This is a genomic window from Pseudomonas brassicacearum, assembly GCF_000585995.1.
Classification (GTDB): Bacteria; Pseudomonadota; Gammaproteobacteria; order Pseudomonadales; family Pseudomonadaceae; genus Aquipseudomonas; species Aquipseudomonas brassicacearum_A.
The window spans coordinates 5,888,175-5,904,476 of record NZ_CP007410.1 but is presented as its reverse complement, the minus strand read 5'-3'; the positions used below and the strand labels follow the sequence as shown (position 1 = coordinate 5,904,476).

13 protein-coding genes are annotated in these 16,302 nt (G+C 62.7%); all 13 read left to right on the top strand.

Annotated features, from left to right (window positions below; all coding sequences use genetic code 11):
- Positions 1-13: 13 nt before the first annotated feature.
- The 13 genes from CD58_RS25325 to CD58_RS25265 all read left to right on the top strand — a co-directional run bounded on the left by CD58_RS25325 (position 14) and on the right by CD58_RS25265 (position 16,269).
- Positions 14-772, top strand: a complete 759-nt coding sequence (locus tag CD58_RS25325; protein WP_049867002.1) for a YfaP family protein — start codon at positions 14-16, stop codon at positions 770-772.
- Between the two features lie 35 nt (positions 773-807).
- Positions 808-2,517 carry a DUF2138 domain-containing protein gene (locus CD58_RS25320; RefSeq protein ID WP_025215711.1) on the top strand — a complete coding sequence of 570 codons (1,710 nt, stop codon included), beginning with the start codon at positions 808-810 and terminating at the stop codon, positions 2,515-2,517.
- A complete protein-coding gene (locus CD58_RS25315) occupies positions 2,502-3,161 on the top strand; it encodes a DUF1175 family protein (RefSeq protein WP_038436730.1) in 660 nt (219 codons plus the stop codon). Before CD58_RS25320 ends, CD58_RS25315 begins: the two co-directional genes overlap by 16 nt.
- Positions 3,158-7,726 (top strand): alpha-2-macroglobulin family protein, encoded by a 4,569-nt coding sequence (locus CD58_RS25310; protein WP_080712617.1) that lies wholly within the window; start codon positions 3,158-3,160, stop codon positions 7,724-7,726. The genes CD58_RS25315 and CD58_RS25310 overlap by 4 nt, the downstream gene beginning before the upstream one ends.
- Position 7,727: 1 nt before the next feature.
- On the top strand, positions 7,728-9,347 hold the full coding sequence (locus CD58_RS25305) for a DUF2300 domain-containing protein (RefSeq protein WP_025215708.1): 1,620 nt from the start codon (positions 7,728-7,730) through the stop codon (positions 9,345-9,347).
- A 3-nt stretch (positions 9,348-9,350) separates the two neighbouring features.
- On the top strand, positions 9,351-10,184 hold the full coding sequence (locus CD58_RS25300) for a YfaP family protein (RefSeq protein WP_025215707.1): 834 nt from the start codon (positions 9,351-9,353) through the stop codon (positions 10,182-10,184).
- A gap of 370 nt (positions 10,185-10,554) precedes the next feature.
- Entirely contained in the window at positions 10,555-11,136 is a 582-nt protein-coding gene (locus tag CD58_RS25295) for a YjfI family protein (RefSeq protein ID WP_025215706.1), read from the top strand.
- Between the two features lie 23 nt (positions 11,137-11,159).
- Positions 11,160-11,858 carry a PspA/IM30 family protein gene (locus CD58_RS25290; RefSeq protein ID WP_025215705.1) on the top strand — a complete coding sequence of 233 codons (699 nt, stop codon included), beginning with the start codon at positions 11,160-11,162 and terminating at the stop codon, positions 11,856-11,858.
- A 389-nt stretch (positions 11,859-12,247) separates the two neighbouring features.
- A complete protein-coding gene (locus CD58_RS25285; protein ID WP_025215704.1) occupies positions 12,248-13,282 on the top strand; it encodes an ion channel in 1,035 nt (344 codons plus the stop codon).
- Entirely contained in the window at positions 13,269-13,931 is a 663-nt protein-coding gene (locus CD58_RS25280; protein WP_025215703.1) for a DUF2491 family protein, read from the top strand. Before CD58_RS25285 ends, CD58_RS25280 begins: the two co-directional genes overlap by 14 nt.
- Before the next feature lie 15 nt (positions 13,932-13,946).
- A complete protein-coding gene (locus CD58_RS25275) occupies positions 13,947-14,375 on the top strand; it encodes a DUF350 domain-containing protein (protein ID WP_025215702.1) in 429 nt (142 codons plus the stop codon).
- A 19-nt stretch (positions 14,376-14,394) separates the two neighbouring features.
- Positions 14,395-15,099 carry a DUF1190 domain-containing protein gene (locus tag CD58_RS25270; RefSeq protein ID WP_025215701.1) on the top strand — a complete coding sequence of 235 codons (705 nt, stop codon included), beginning with the start codon at positions 14,395-14,397 and terminating at the stop codon, positions 15,097-15,099.
- A gap of 12 nt (positions 15,100-15,111) precedes the next feature.
- Positions 15,112-16,269, top strand: a complete 1,158-nt coding sequence (locus CD58_RS25265; protein ID WP_025215700.1) for a glutathionylspermidine synthase family protein — start codon at positions 15,112-15,114, stop codon at positions 16,267-16,269.
- Positions 16,270-16,302: the final 33 nt, after the last annotated feature.

Genomic DNA, 16,302 nt, shown 5'->3' with positions numbered 1-16,302 from the left:
GTTGATCGTGCTCATGGGCGCGCCGATGGCGTGGGCGCAGCCTTCGGCTGAGCTGTCGGAACCGGTGGGGGGCTGGCGCTACAGCGGCCTGCTCGATCGCACTGAAAACCCGCAAGTTGCCTACCCCACACCGCCCATCGACCGGGGCGTGCAGCGCAACCGCACGATGATCGAGGGCCGACTCAAGGCTATGGGCGCCGCCCGTCCGCCCCACAGCCTGGCGGTCAACGGCAATCCACTTAATCTCTACACCGACGACGAGGGGCGTTTCGCTCGACCGTATGCGTTCGGTGCCGGTTCCAACAGCGTCGAAGTGCGCAGCTCCGAGGGCCAGTCCCTCAAGCGGGTGCAGTTCTATGAGGCCAACAACCTGCGGACCCCGGCGCAGATCCGCGTGGTGCTGGGCTGGGACGACCCCAAGGCCGAACTGGACCTGCACATCATTACACCCGACGGCCAGCATGCGTTCTTCGGCCAACCGGCGCTGACCAACGGCGGCGGCCTTGACCCGGATGGTGTCGATGGCCCCGGCCCTGAAATGTTCACCATGACCGCGCCGATGCACGGCACTTACCTGGTCTACGTGAACTATTGGGGCAACTACGGCAACGGCGGCTATAACTTCGACGAAACCAGCAACGAGAACGAGGTCATTACCTCGCAGATCAACCTGGTGCTCAACGAAAACACCGTCAATGAAAAACGCGAGACCTTTGTCGTGCCCCTGCGCGCCATTGGCGATCTGTTGCTGGTCAAGACTTTCAACTACTAAGTATCCGCTCCACGGATGAACAGGCCCTTGTGAATATGAGCGACAACACTGCTTCCCCGACCACGCCGACCCCTGTCGCCAAACCTGTACGCCGCTGGCCGGCGCTGCTGATCGGGCTGTGCCTGGTGGCCGGTGTCGCCGCCGGGTTGGGCTGGTTCATGACCAAGCCCAAGGCGCCGCCCATGGAGTTGGCGTTGGACAAGCTCGGCCTGAGCCGGCCCGACGGCTTGCTCGAGGCGCATTCCCTGAGCCAGTTGCCCAAGGACCTGTTGGCGGTGCCGTTCCTCAAGGCCACGCTCACCGAGGACTTCGTCTTCTATTACGAGGCCCACGCCGACCGCCTGGGGCTGATCGGCAGCCTGCGCCGGATCATCTACGAGCATGACCTCAAGTTGCAGGACAGCCTGATCGAGGAGATTTTCGACCAGCCGGCCGATGTGGCGCTGTGGCGCGGTGCCGACGGTCGTCTCAAGGATTTCCTGCTGGTGATGGACCGCGGTGGCCTGGCCAAGATGCTCGAACCGTTGGCGAAAGTTGCCCTGGACGATACGCAGCTGAGCAAACTCAGCGACCTGAAAGTCGGCGGCGATGACGTCGCGCTCTACCAACTCAGCTACAACGCCAGCAAATCCCTGCTCTTCGCCTCCCATGGCGACAAGCTGGTCGTGCTGTCCAACCCGACCAAGCTGTACGACCCGGCCAGCGGGTCCGCAGTTGAACCGGGCAGCGTTTCGACGACCGCCCTGGCCGCCTTGCTCAACGGCGACAAACTCTTCCCCGAAGCCTTCGGCCTGCCGTCCAAGGCACCGGAGGTCAAGCAACGCATCTCGGTCAACGCCAGCGTGCTCGCCATGGGCTACCAGCGTTTCATCCCGAACTTCGCCGGGTTGCGTTTCGACATGGACGACAAGGGCTGGCACAGCTTCCTGGCCATGGACGAGCTGGAAAACCAGCCGGACTTCGACTTCAAGCCGATCTGGCAAGCCATGCCCATGGGCGCCAGTGCCTGCGTAACCTTGCCCCTGGCGGCCGAACAACAGAAGCCGCTGCTGGTAAAACTCGGCGCCGACGACAAGGCCGCCCAGGCCATGGTCGACCATATGGCCGGCGCGGCGGGCCTGTGCTGGTACGCCGATTCGCGCCTGTACACGCCGCTGCTGGTGGCGAGCCTGAACGAAGACGACGGCAAGCTCGACGCCGACCTGGGCAACCTGTTCGGTTCGATGGTGGGCGCCTATGAAAACAACGTCGCCGAACATGCCTTCCCGGTGGTCGAGAAGCAGCAAGGCCCGACGCACCAGTGGCTGCGCCAGGTCAGCTCCAACTTCGGCCCCTACCTGGCCAAGGAAGCGGAGCAGCCTGACGCGATTACCGGCAAGGCGTTCCTGCGGGTCAGTCTGGCGCGCCACGGTTCGACGTTGCTGTTTTCCCTCGACGACAAGCTGGTGGACAAAGCCCTCGGCACCCTCGACAAGCGCTTCCCGCCCATGGCTGACGTGGTGCCCAAGGACCTGCTGATGCCGTTCTACTTCGGCCCGGATTCCATGGCGCAACTGATGCAGCGCGAAACCCTCGACAGCCTGCCCCAGGACATGGAACCGGTGTTCTACAACGCCGCGCAAACCTACCTGATCCCGAAACTGCGCACCCTCGGCGGCTACGGCAAATACGCCCTGACGTTGCCCGAAGGCAGCGAGCCGGACGGTCACTGGCAATGGCTGCCGCTGGAATGGAAAGCCCTGTGACAGGACTGATTCGAAATCCCGGATGGGCGCTGCTGCTGGCGCTGCTGCTGGGCGGGCCGGCGTTGGCCGTCGAGGCACCGTCGCTGGATGTGCAGCAGTCCCAGGTGTTTCGTGCCTGGTTCGTGCGCATTGCCCAGGAACAGCTGACCAAAGGCCCGAGCCCGCGTTGGTATCAGCAAGACTGCGCCGGGCTGGTGCGCTTTGCCGCCAATGAAGCGCTGAAGGTCCACGATGACAAATGGCTGCGCAGCAATGGCCTGTCCAATCGCTACCTGCCACCGGAATTGCCCCTCAGCGATGCGCAACGGCGCCTCGCCCAGCAATGGCAGCAGGGCGGCGGCAAGGTCGGGCCCTACGTCAACGCCATCAAGCTGATCCAGTTCAACAGTCGCCTGGTGGGCCGCGATGTCGCCCAGGCCCGTCCCGGCGACCTGATGTTCTTCGATCAGGGCGACGACCAGCACCTGATGATCTGGATGGGCCGCTACATCGCCTATCACACCGGCACCACAACCCCTACCGACAACGGCATGCGCTCCGCAAGCCTGCAACAACTCATGAACTGGAAGGACACCCGATGGATACCCGACGCAGCCAACCCCAACTTCATCGGCGTCTATCGACTCAACTTTCTCTCCCAATGACCGGTGCCCGCATGCTGCGCTTGTGTTCAAAATTGCCCCTGCTGTTTGCCCTGTTGCTGGCCCCTCTCGTGAACGCCGAAGACACGGTGGAGCCCAGCGGCTACACGCCGGTGGCCGGTGAAAGCTTCTTCCTGCTGGCCGACAGCAGCTTTGCCAGCGATGAGCAGGCCATGGTTCGCCTCGAAGCGCCGGGCCGCGACTATCGCCGGTTCCGCATGGAGCCCTATGGCGGTGCCGATATCCGCGTCTATCGCATCGACAAGCCGCTGGACTTTCTCAAGCGCCAGAAGAACCTGCACCGCGTGGTCAGCGACGGCCAGTTCAAAGGCGAAGGCCTGTCGAACACCCTCGCGTACCTGTGGGACAACTGGTACCGCAAGTCCCGTCGGGTGATGCAGCGGGCGTTCTCCTACGAGTCCCGCCAGCAAGTGACCGAAGAAGTGCCGGAGCTGAAGATCGGCGACGCCCTGGTGGCGCCGACGCCGTACGACGCACCGGCACAATTTGCCTTGATCCCGGGTTTGCCGGTGGTCAGCCAGTTCCGTTATCCATTGTGGCAGGCCAAGCCGATCCAGCCGCCGGCGGGCGTCAACCTGGCCGGTTCGTCCAGTGAGTTCGTCAGTGTCGCGCCGGGCAATGTCTATGTGCCGCTGGGCCAGTTGAAACCGGGCCTGTACCTGGTGGAGGCGTTGATTGGTAAGTACCGCGCGACCACCATGGTCTTCGTTTCCAACACCGTGGCGGTGAGCAAGATTGCCGGCGACGAGTTGCTGGTCTGGGCCGCACGCAAGCATGAAGGGCGTTCGGTGCCCAAGGTCAATGTGCTGTGGACCGACGGCCTGGGTGTGATGAGCAGCGGTGCCACCGATGAAGACGGTTTGCTGCGCCTCAAGCACGTCAGTCCGGAACGCTCGTTCGTCATTGGCGAAGACGAGGAGGGCGGCGTATTCGTCTCCGAGAACTTCTACTACGACAGCGAAATCTACGACACCAAGCTCTATGCCTTCACCGACCGGCCGCTGTATCGCCCGGGGGATTGGGTGTCGCTGAAAATCGTCGGCCGTGAGTTCAAGAACGCCCGTGATTCGGTGCAACCGGCGGCCGCCGACGTCAATGTCAGCGTGTTGGATGCCACCGGCACCGCCCTGCAAACCCTGGCTCTGAAGCTGGATTCCAAGGCCGGTACCCAGGGCCGTTTCCAACTGCCGGAAAACGCCGTGGCCGGCGGCTACGAGCTGCGCTTCAGCTATAAGGACCAGCTCTACAGCAGCGCCTTCCGCGTGGCTGAGTACATCAAGCCGCACTTTGAAATCGCCTTGAACCTGGCCAAGCAGGATTACCGCACTGGCGAGCCGGTCAAGGGCAACCTGGTGCTGCTATACCCGGATGGCAAGCCGGTGGTCAACGCCACGGTGAGCCTGAGCCTGCGGGCCCAGCAACTGTCGATGGTGGACAACGAGCTGCAATACCTGGGGCAATTCCCGGTCGAGCTGACCAGTAGCGAAGTGACCACCGACGCCAAGGGCAACGCGACCCTCGACCTGCCGGCCGCCGACAAGCCGAGCCGCTACACCCTCACCGTGTTCGCCAGCGATGGCGCGGCGTATCGGGTCAAGACCACCAAGGAAATCCTCATCGACCGTGGCGCGGCGAATTTCCGCCTGAGCGCACCCCAGCGCTTCAGCGCCGTTGGCCAGAAAGTGGCGTTCAGCTACGCCAACGAAGGCGGCAACGAACAAGCCAAAGCCGTGACCCCGGGCAGCTACGCCTGGGTGCGCCTGGAAGACCAGACTACGGGTGAAGGCAAGCTGACGGCCAAGGACAAGGGCTTCAGCCTGACCTTCGATCGTCCCGGCACCTACAACCTGACGCTCAAGGACGACCACGGCCGGGTCATCGGCGCCGCCGCCCATGCGGTGACCGGTGAAGGCATCAAGGCCGTGCCGGGCACGGTCGAGATCGTCCTCGATAAAGCCGAATACAAGGCCGGTGACGAAGCGCTGGCCCTGATCACCTTCCCGGAACCGGTCAGCGATGCGCTGCTGTCCCTTGAGCGGGACAAGGTCGAGGCCACGGCGCTGTTGTCCAAGGGCAGTGACTGGCTGAAGATGGAAAAACTCAGCGACACCCAATATCGCGCGCGCATTCCAGTGAAGGACGCCTTCGCCCCGAACCTGACGTTCTCGGTGCTCTACACCAAGGGCGGCCAGTACAGCTTCCAGAACGCCGGTATCAAGGTGGTTGCACCGCAGATCGATGTGGCGGTCGTCACTGACAAAGCCACCTACCGCCCTGGCGACACGGTGACCGTGGACCTGAGCACCCAGTTCGCCGGCAAGGCGATTCCGGCGCACCTGACCGTCAGCGTCGTCGACGAAATGGTCTATGCCTTGCAACCGGAAGTGGCGCCGACCATCGACCAGTTCTTCTATCACCCGCGTCGCAATAACGTGCGCACTAGCGCCAGCCTGTCGTTCATCAGCTACGACGTGGCGCTGCCGGGCAGCCCTGGCGCGCCGGGCAAGGCCAACCGCAGCGAGCGTGGCGTCAAGGTGCTGGAGCGGCCGCGGCGTGAAGACGTCGACACGGCTGCGTGGCAACCGGAGCTGGTCACCGACGCCAGCGGCAAGGTCCGCTTCACCTTCAAGATGCCGGATTCCCTGACCCGCTGGCGCATCACCGCCCGGGCCATCTCTGACGACGGCCAGGTGGGGCAGAAGAAACAATTCATCGCCTCGGAAAAACCGCTGTACCTGAAGTGGAGCGGCCCGACCCGCTTCCGCACGGGCGATAAGCCGCAACTGGGCCTGTTCGCCTTCAGCCAGGCGGAAAAGCCGCTGACCACTGAACTGCTGATCCGCTATGCCGGTACTGAACAACGGGTGGTGGCAGAGCTGAAAAACGGCATCAACTATGTGGCGCTGCCGGCAATCGAACTGAGCAGCGGCGACCTGAGCGTGCAGTTGCAAGTGAACGGCGAAACCCAGGACACCTTGGCGGTGCGCCTGAACGCCAGCGGCAATGGTTGGCAAGTCACCCAGAGCCAGCGCTTCGACGTAGCGAGTGGCGAGACCCCGCTGACCCTGCCGGCCGACGCCAGCGACATCCGCCTGCGCCTGGATGACAGCCCGCAAGCGTTGTTCCGTTCGGCCCTGGATGACTTGTTGAGCTACCCCTACGGTGGCGTCGAGCAGACCGCCAGCCGTCTGCTGCCATTGAGCATCGCCTACCCGACCCTGGCGGCGAACCCGCAGATCCGCGATCGCTTGCGCCTGATCATGCAAAACAGCCGCTTGCGCCTGGTGCAAATGGCCGGGCCGTCGGCGAGCTTCACCTGGTGGGGCCAGGACGGTGAGCCGGATGCGTTCCTCACGGCCTACGCCTATTACGCCGACTGGCACGCCAGCAAGGCCCTGGACCTGAGCCTACCGCCGGAACACTGGCAGCGGGTGCTGGAGGTCTACGCCAAGCAGGCCGGTGATACGCCGCTGCTGCAACGGGCGTTGATCCTGTCGTTCGCCAAGCAGATGCAATTGCCGGTGAACACCCTGCTCAGCGGGCTGATGGACGATCTGGCCAAGGCCAGTGAAGACACTACCGAAAGCGTGCTGGACAGCGGTGAAGACAGCCTGGTCATGAGCGCGCCGGATTCAGCCCTTGGCTTGGCTAGCGCCCGCGTACTGACCGCGTCCCTCGCCAAGCAGGCGAAGGTGCCGTTGCCGGCCGCCTTCAGCCGTCAGGTGGACGCCGCGCAACAGCAGCTGGAACTCAGCTCGCAGCCATTCGTCGAAGCCCTGGTCCTGTCGTTGCAAACCTTCGACCAGGCCCGCGCCAGCGCCTTGCTGGAACGTGTGCTGCCGCAACAGTCGACCCTGGAACGGGCCCTGGCCTTGACCTGGCTGCAGCGCAGCATCGAACAGGCCGCGCCAGCCGTGGCCCTGGCCCCGGGCGAAGGCTGGAAAGCCCAGCAAGGCGCGACCGGTGAAACCTACTGGCAATGGCAAGGCGCGCAGTTGCCGACCCAACTGACCCTCACCGGTGCCCAGGAGCGTCCACTGCAAGCCGCACTGAGCTTCCAGAGCCAGCAACCGCCGCTGGCGCCGATGGCCGTGTCCATTACCCGGCGCCTGTCGCGTTTGGTGCCGGGCGACGAGGCGTTCACCTTCAAGCTCGAAGCCGTGGGCAACAAGCCGTTGTCCAGCGACAGCCTCTACTTGGATGAAGTCATCATCAACAGCAAGGCGCCGACACCGCTGCGCTACGGCATGCTTGAAGTGCCGTTGCCGCCGGGCGCCGATGTGGAGCGCACCACTTGGGGCATCCAGTTGATGGGCAAGGCCGACAGCGAACCGACTTCCCTGGAAAGGGCGCGCTTCGAACCGGGCCAGATGGCGTATGCAGTGCCGGTGGATGCCCTCAGTGGCGAGCTGCGCCTGCGGCACTTGGTGCGCTTCTCCCAGAAGGGCCAGTTCACTTTGCCGCCGGTGCGCTTCACCCAGGTCTACGCGCCACAGCATCAGGCACGGGAACAGAAACCGGCGCTTGGTCAGATCACGGTTAACTGACATGCGCAGGCGGTGGCTTGGGTGGTTGTTGTGCTTGATTCCTGCGCTGGCGACAGCGCAGGACGAGCCGTTGCGCCTGGCCTTCGACGGGCAACTGTTGCGGGTCAGCCAGACCCAGGTGCTCGACCGCCAGCCGCTGCCGGATTCCTTGCAGGCGCCGTTGGGCAGTCTGTGGAAGATCTTTGTCTACGCCTGGCTGGTGGACACCGACGCCCGTGAACCGGTCTATGAATGCCGGGGTGAGTCCAAGGAAGAGGTCTACTGCTGCAATGCCGGGCAGAGCATTGGACGCGACCAGGCGCTGGTGAAATCCTGCGGCTTGTATTTCGAACCTCAGCGGCTCGGGCTTTCGGCCTCGAACTGGCGCGACTATTGGCAGGCCCGCCAGGCGCCGGCATGGCTGTTGGACTTGCCGGCCTTGCAACCCCAGACCCAGGTGCCCGTCGTTGAACTGCTCAAGACCCTGGCCACGCTGCCGGCCCAGGATCAAGCGCGGCGGGTGCTGCTGGACGTGGTGCTCAACGCGGCGGACGGGCGACTGGTCGGCGAGTTGGGCAGCCGTCTGCGGGTCAAGACCTGGAGCTGGCTGGGTAATCAGGGGCCGTCGTCCCGTCAGGGCGGTTTCGCCGGTTGGCTGGCGGACGGTACTCCGGTGTGGGCCGGTGGACGCGGCACCAGCCAGCAGGTGCTGAAGGTCTATGGTGAGGGTTTGGCGGCGGCGCTACCGTCGCGTTGGCCAGCGGAAACCGGGCGTTGCGTGGAAGTGGGGCTGTTTGCCCGTTATCCCTTGCAACGGGTGATGTCGGGCGACCGCCCGGCCGCGCCGGGGCAACTGCGCGGTGACTACCGCGTCGAATTCGCCAACGGCAATCAGTTGGATATCCACAGCGACGGCGAGCTGTTCCTGATGCCCGGCAAGCTGGTGGCGCGATTGGACCGGGAGGAATACGTCGCCCGGGTCCTGCAACGCGAAGCCAAGGCCGAGCCCGTCGAAGCCGCCAAGGCCTTGGCCGTGGCGATCCGCACCTACCTGCTGCAAAACGCCCAGCGCCACGGCGATTGCCTGAGCATCGACGACAGCAGCCATCGCCAGCGCGTCGCGCCACGCCCGGCGACGGCTGAAACCCGTGCGATTGCGGCCTGGACCAGTGATCTGGTCCTGGCCGGCACCGATGTCACCTATCACTCCGACCAGGCCGGCCCGGACAAGCTGTCCTGGCTGCAAGCCGTCGAACAGGCCAACGGCGGCCAGCGTTACGACGCCATCCTGCTGCATGCCTACCCACGCGCCAGCCTCAGCCGCTGGGACAATCCGGTGGCGTCTTGCGAGGCATTGCCCGCCGCCCAGGATTGGCTGCTGAAACAACGGCGCGGCTGGCGTTCGCGGTTGGAAAGCGAAGTGGGCTACAACGAAATCAGTTCTTTCGCCGTCTGCCGCGTCGCCTTCGGCCGGCCTTACGTCGACCGCGAGCGCCAGCGCATCTATGTGCGCGGCGTGCTGTCGCTGCAGGACCGCCTCGACCTGACCCATGAATATCTGCACCTGGCCTTTGAAGCTCACCCCAACGGCCAGGACGAAACCTATATCGAAGGGCTCGCCCGTCACCTCTTGCTGGAATAGACCATGACACTCCGTTATCCACAGGTCTTGCTGTTGCTCTGCGCCCTGACCGCGTTGCCACCGGCCATGGCCGCTGACTCCATCAAGCTCGACACCCCCATTGGCGGCTGGCGCAGCGGGGCGCCGGGCGGTGAAGGCGAAAGCTTCAGCCAGACCGTCAACTACCCGGCCTCGTCGGTCAATACGCCCCCAGGCCAGGCCAACACCGCCCGCATCACTGGGCAGATCAAAAGCGCGCCCAAGGACAGCAATGCGCCGGGCCAGTTGATCGTCAACGGCGTCAGCCTGCCGCTGAAGCTGGATGAGGAAGGTCGCTTCGACCGGCCGTTCTCGTTCCCCAACGGCAGCAACAGCGTTGAAGTGCGCAGCCCCGATGGCCAGCAGCGCCACCGTACGCAGTTCCTCAACACCAGCGGTGGCGCCACCCCGGCCAAGCTGCGGGTCTTGCTGACCTGGGACAGCGATGGCACCGACCTGGACTTGCACCTCGTCACCCCCGACGGCGCCCACATCTGGTACGGCGACCGCGTCGTTCCCAACGGCGCCGCGCTCGATGTTGACGTCACCACCGGCTACGGCCCGGAAATCTTCGCCATGCCCGCGCCGATCAAAGGCCAGTACTTGGTGTACGTGAACTACTACGGCGGCGGTTATCGCAGTGAGGAGGGCGACGAAGAGGGTGAGGGCGGTGGAGAGCAAGCGCAACAAGCCCTGACCACGGCGCAGGTGACCATCATCACGGAAGAAGGCACGCCAAACGAAAAGATGGAAACCTTCCTGGTGCCGATGCGGGCAGTGGGCGAGCTGACGCTGGTCAAGAGCTTCAGTTACCCATAAGGCCATCCCGGTCCCCTGTGGCGAGGGAGCTTGCTCCCGCTGGGCTGCGCAGCAGCCCCATCAAAAGCTGAGTGCACGTTTAACTGACACACCGCGGTACTGGGCTTAGGGGCCGCTTCGCGCCCCAGCGGGAGCAAGCTCCCTCGCCACAAGAGCGGTCGGTGCTTGTGATCAATAAAATCTCACGCGTGAGCTATTGTGGGCTTTTAAAACTACCTGTAGTGTTTCTCACGCGTGAGTTTTTCACAGTGAGGTCCGCACCATGCCAAGTAGCTCTCCAGCAGATCCGCCAGACGGACCTGTGACCGATTCAGCGAGCCGCAAGGGAGAGCGATCGAAATCCTCCGCGAAAAAACCGTCGAGCTTCTACATGAAGCAGATGCGCGCGGGCTTGAGTGCCGCCGGGTATGTGAAACACGAGACTTGGGTGCTTCCCGAAAACCGAAGCCTGCTCAAGCAGATGGAGAAACAGCTACGCCAACCGATTCTGGCTGGCTCATTCATGTCGGAGAATTACATGAGCGCAGGTAACAATTGGAACATCGACCGCCTCTACAGCGCCCTTCAGGCCCTGGATGAAGTGGTGGCGAACGAAATCACCCTCTCCCTCGTTCAAGGTTCCGAGTCCAGCATCAAGCTGGAAATGAACGATTTTGGTGGTTTGCCGATTTACATCGCGGTGGTGGGCGATCAAGTCATCGTCGATACCGTCCTGGTGGATGTCGAGTCGATCAACGACGTTGCGGCCTTCAATGATGCCGTGCTGCGTAGCCGGGAAATGTTCCCGCTGTCCTCGATCGGTATCGAGTCCATGCCCAACGGGCAGGTCGTCTACAACATGTTCGGCGCCTTGAGCTCCGATTCCAGCCTGACCAACGTCGTGACCGAGGTGAAAACCCTCGTCGACAACGTCCAGCGCGCCAGCGAAGCCTTCGAACGCTTCTTCATTTAATTTCGCCGAACAGGAACTGTCCCATGACTCAGTCCATCTGGAGCAAATTGTTCACCGCCCTGCGTGGCGGTGCCAACGAAGTCGGCGAATCGATCGTCGACCAACAGGCCTTGCGCATCCTCGACCAGGAAATTCGCGATGCCGACACCGCGCTGGCCAACGCCAAGCGTGAGCTGGTCACCATCATGGCCAAGCACAAACTGTCGACGGATCGCGTGGGCGAGTACAACGCCAAGATCAAGGACCTGGAAGCCAAGGCCCTGGCCGCGATCCAGGCCAACCGTGAAGACCTGGCGCTGGAAGTGGCCGAAGCCATTTCGACCCTGACCAATGAACTGGACGCCGAGCAAAAGCACGCGACCGAATTCGGTGGTTACGCGGACAACATGCGCAAAGACATCACCAAGGCCGAAAGCCGCATCAAAAGCCTGCGTCAGCAGGTGGACATGGCCAAGGCCCGTGAAAGCGTACAGAAAGCCCAGGTCAGTGCTTCAATCGCCAGTGGCGGTGCCAACGGCAAGCTGGAAACGGCTGTCGGCACGCTCAACCGCCTGCAGGCCAAGCAACAGCAACGCGCGGCTGAACTGCAAGCCCAGGACGAATTGGCCGACGCTTCGACCGGCACCGACCTGGAGCGCAAGCTGCGCGACGCCGGCATCACGCCGAACGAAGGCAGCGCCAATGCGATCCTGGAACGCCTGAAGAAAAAATCGGCTGAGTAACGGGCTGGGCCTTGCCTTGGTGAAGACCAGCCAAGGCAAGGCAAGCTAAGGCAGACCAGGCACACACCTTGTGGCGAGGGGATTTATCCCCGCTGGGCTGCGCAGCAGCCCTAAAACCTGACGCCTCAGTGTGTCAGTTGGATGGTGTTCGCTGCTTTGGGGCTGCTACGCAGCCCAGCGGGGATAAATCCCCTCGCCACAGGTTTGTGCTCGTCATCAGGTTTTGTGCGTGAGTCCTGCTTTCCTGGAAGTCACCGGGTTTATTGTCACCGAAGTACTTTTATCCAAGCCCCGCAACAGGTTTAATGCTGTCCGGCCACTACGCTCAAGCATTCAGACACCAGAGCGATTTCCCGCCAGGAACAAAGCCCCACGGAGTCAGGGACGAAATGTCGATTTTCCTTTTGTTGCGCACGTACGCATCGTCCTTCTTCCATCGGTTCGGTTGGGCGGGCCTGGTCATTGCGTTGGGCGTGCACTTGTCGACGGCCTGGATCGGCCTGGTGCTCCTGGGCGAGCAGCACCTCATCGCCGCCGCCACGTTTATCTACTTCTATCTCACCACCACGCTCACCGTCGGCTATGGCGATCTGTTGCCACAGACATCCGCCGGGCGAATTTTCGTCGCGTCCTGGGTCATGCTCGGGGGCATTGCGCTGCTGACGGCAGCCATCGGCAAAACCACCAGCAGCGTCATCGATGTTTGGAGAAAAGGCATGAAGGGCAAGGGCGATTTCACCGGCAAGACCGGCCACACCGTTCTCATCGGCTGGGAGGGCGCCTCCAGCGAGCGGGTCATTGAATTGCTGCTGCAGGACGAAACGTCGAACGACAACCTGATCGTCATCTGCGATTGCGATCTCGAAGAAAACCCCATGCCCGGCAAGACATCCTTCATCAAGGGCGACAGCCTGTCCTCCGTTGCGCTGTTGCAGCGTGCCGGCGTGCCGGGCGCCGAACGCGTGCTGGTGCGCACCCATTCCGACGACCTGACCCTGGCCACCGTGCTGGCGGTCAATCAACTGGGGCCGACCGGGCATGTGGTCGCCCACTTCAATGACAGTGAGATCGCCGCCCTCGCCAGCGCCTATGCGCCCAGCCTGGAATGCACTTCAAGCATGGCCATCGAAATGTTGGTACGCGCCTCCCAGGATCCGGGCTCGTCAGTGGTCATCAATGAACTGCTCTGCGTCGGTCAAGGCGCCACCCAGTACCTGATGAAACTGCCCGAGGCGTTTGAAGCGACGTTCGGCGACCTCTACGCCCGAATGAAAGAGCAGCACAACGCTACGCTGATCGGCTACCGCGCCCAGGGCGCCCGACACCCAGCGATCAACCCGCCCGGCGCCACGCGCGTCGTGGGCGGAGATCTCTTCTACATCGCCTCCACGCGTCTGAAGGAAATTTCCCATGGGGTGGTTTAAACAGTTGATGGGGCTTGAGGCCCCGAACGCGAACACGACAGCCAGCCATGGCGCGCCCGTTGCCGGGCCGTTGGGCCTGGCCTCCGGCAAGCAGGTCATGTTCGATGCCACGCTCAAGTTGTTGCTCGACGGTAACAGCACCGTGGTCATCCCGGGTTCCCAACAGATCTGGAGCCTGGGCATCGTCGACCTCGGGCAGTCGAACTGGCTGTCACGCTGCTACATGAACGACGAAGACTACTGGCTGCAAGTGCACACCAGCGGCGACATCGCCGGGCAGGTCGAGTCGGTGATCCTGTTCAACTACCTCAGCTACGTCACGATCAACAGTGAAGCGGAGTTGCGTCGCCTGGCCGGCCCTGAAAGCCTGATCGGCCTGCCGACCTACACCCACGACGGCGTCGAGTACACCCGCGAATGGGGCACCGAGGCGGGCCAGACAGAATTGGTAACGTTGAGCGAGCGCGTGAGCAATCCGGACGAGTCCTACAGCGTCGAGCACCGTTCGATGCTGTACGCCCGCGACACTGGCCTGACGGATCGCCGCGAGTTCCTGTTGTTCTCCGTCGAAGAGGACGCCGAAGGCAGCGTCAGCTTGAGCACTTCGCTGGGTATTTCGCTGTACACCACTGACCTGAACACTCTTTGAATAAGGAAGAAGTCCATGCTTGAAGCGCTCTCCATTTCCCTGAACAAGGCCGCCGTGTTTGGCTTCGCCCTGTACATCCTCGGCGCCGCCGTGCTGTTCGCGCTGTTTCAGTTCATCTACATCCATGTCACGCCGCACAAAGAGTTCGAACTGATCCGCTCGGGCAACGTGGCGGCGGCGATCGCCCTGAGCGGTGCCCTCATTGGTTTCGCCATCCCGGCCAGCAACGTGATTGCCTACTCGATCAGCATGCTGGATTTCGTCGTCTGGACGGTGATCGCCGCTGTCGTTCAGTTGTTGGCGTTCCTGGTGACCAGCCTGGTGCTCAAGGGCGCGTCCGAGCGGATCAAGAAGGGTGAAATCGCCGCTGGTATCTACATCGCCGCCGTGGCCATCAGCGTCGGCCTGTTGAACGCCGCATGCATGACGCCTTCCACGAACTGATTGCGCCACGGAGAACCCGATGAAACGAAGCAAGTACGTTCAGCTTTCGCTGGCCGCGTCGGTCGCCATGGCGATATCAGGCTGCGGGCCGACGGAAAAAACCTACGAGTTGAAAAAGAAGTACAACTTCCAGTCCGTGCAGCAATGTGTCGATGAAAAGCTGCCGGTCGACATCTGCGCCGACGCCTACATGACCGCCATGACGGAGCATCGCCGCATTGCGCCGGTGTACGACAACCAGGCCGATTGCGATGCCGATTTTGTCCCCGATTGGTGCCAGCAGGACTCCGCCGGCAAGTTCATCCCCAAGCTGGGTGGTTTCGAACTGAGCGCCGAGGGTGAGGTTACGCAATCGGAAGTGGACGCGGCCAAGGCCCAATTGCCGGCCTCGGAAGCGATGAACACCGGTGGAGGTTTCAGTAACCTGCTGACCGGACTGCTGATCGGCAACATGCTGAGCGGCAACCGCAACAGCTATTTCTCCGAGCCGGTCTACCGTTACCGCGATGATCGTGGCAGCTTCGGCTCCTCCACGCTCAGCCAGCGGGTGTCGACTGGCTCGACGTTTACCAAGTCCAACCAGGCGCGATACGGCAGCTACACCGACTCCATCAAGTCCAGCAGCAAGCCGATGTCCGTTGCCTCATCCACCTCCCGTGGCGGCTTCGGCAGCAAGTCCAGCGCCCGCAGCGGTTGGGGCGGTTCGAGCAGCTCCGGCGGTTGAGGAACCAGCGCCATGAAGAAGATCCATTGCGCCGAGCGTCCTGATTGGAAGCAGACCGCCGAGCAGCTCGGCTTTCTGTTCCACACCATCGACGACGAACCCTATTGGGACGAAAGCGCGTACTACCAGTTCACCCTCAAGCAGATCGAGGACGACCTGGAAGACCCGACCACCGAGATCCATGACATGTGCATGGACCTGGTGGCCCGCGTGGTCCAGAGCGAAGAGCTGCTGGAGCGCCTGAGCATTCCCGCGCCGTTCTTCGACCTGGTGCGCACTTCATGGCTTGAAGGCCACCCGCACCTGTATGGGCGCATGGATTTCTCCTACAACGGCAGCGGCCCGGCCAAGCTGTTGGAACTCAACTACGACACGCCGACCAGCCTCTACGAAGCGGCGGCGTTCCAGTGGGGCTGGCTGGAACAATGCATCGAACGCGGTTTACTGCCGGCCCATGCCGACCAGTTCAACAGCATCGACACCAAGCTGCACCAGGCTTTCGCCCAGTTGCAGCTCACCCAGCCGTTTTATTTCGCCTCGATGAAAGACTCGGTCGAAGACAAAGGCACCACGGACTACTTGCGGCTGATCGCGGAAAAAGTCGGCATCGAGTCGCGGCATATCGATATCGAGGACATCGGCCTCAACAGCGAAGGGCGGTTTGTCGACCTGCAAGAGCGTTGGATTCCGCACCTGTTCAAGCTGCATGCCTGGGAGTTCATCTTCCACGAGCCCTTTGGCGCCGCGATTGCCCAGTGCGATACGCAGTTTTTCGAGCCGGCCTGGAAGTCGATCATCTCGAACAAAGGCATCCTGCCGCTGCTCTGGGAATTCAACAAAGGTCACCCGAACCTGCTTGCGGCTCACCTGGATACCGACACCAGCAAAGCCGTGCCCAAGGGCTGGGTGCGCAAGCCGTTCTTTTCCCGGGAAGGCGCCAACATCGAGCTACAAACCGCCGACGGCTTGATCGTCAAAGAAGACGGCCCCTACACCGACGCCCCGTTCATCCTCCAGGAATTCGCGCCGTTGCCGAAGTTTGACGACAGCTACACGCTGATCGGCTCCTGGGTTATTGGCGACCAGGCGGCCGGCATTGGCGTGCGGGAAGACAACAGCCTGATCACCAAGGATTCCAGCCGGTTCCTGCCGCATCTGATCCTTGACTGATTGACTGCACACCTGTGGCGAGGGAGCTTGCTC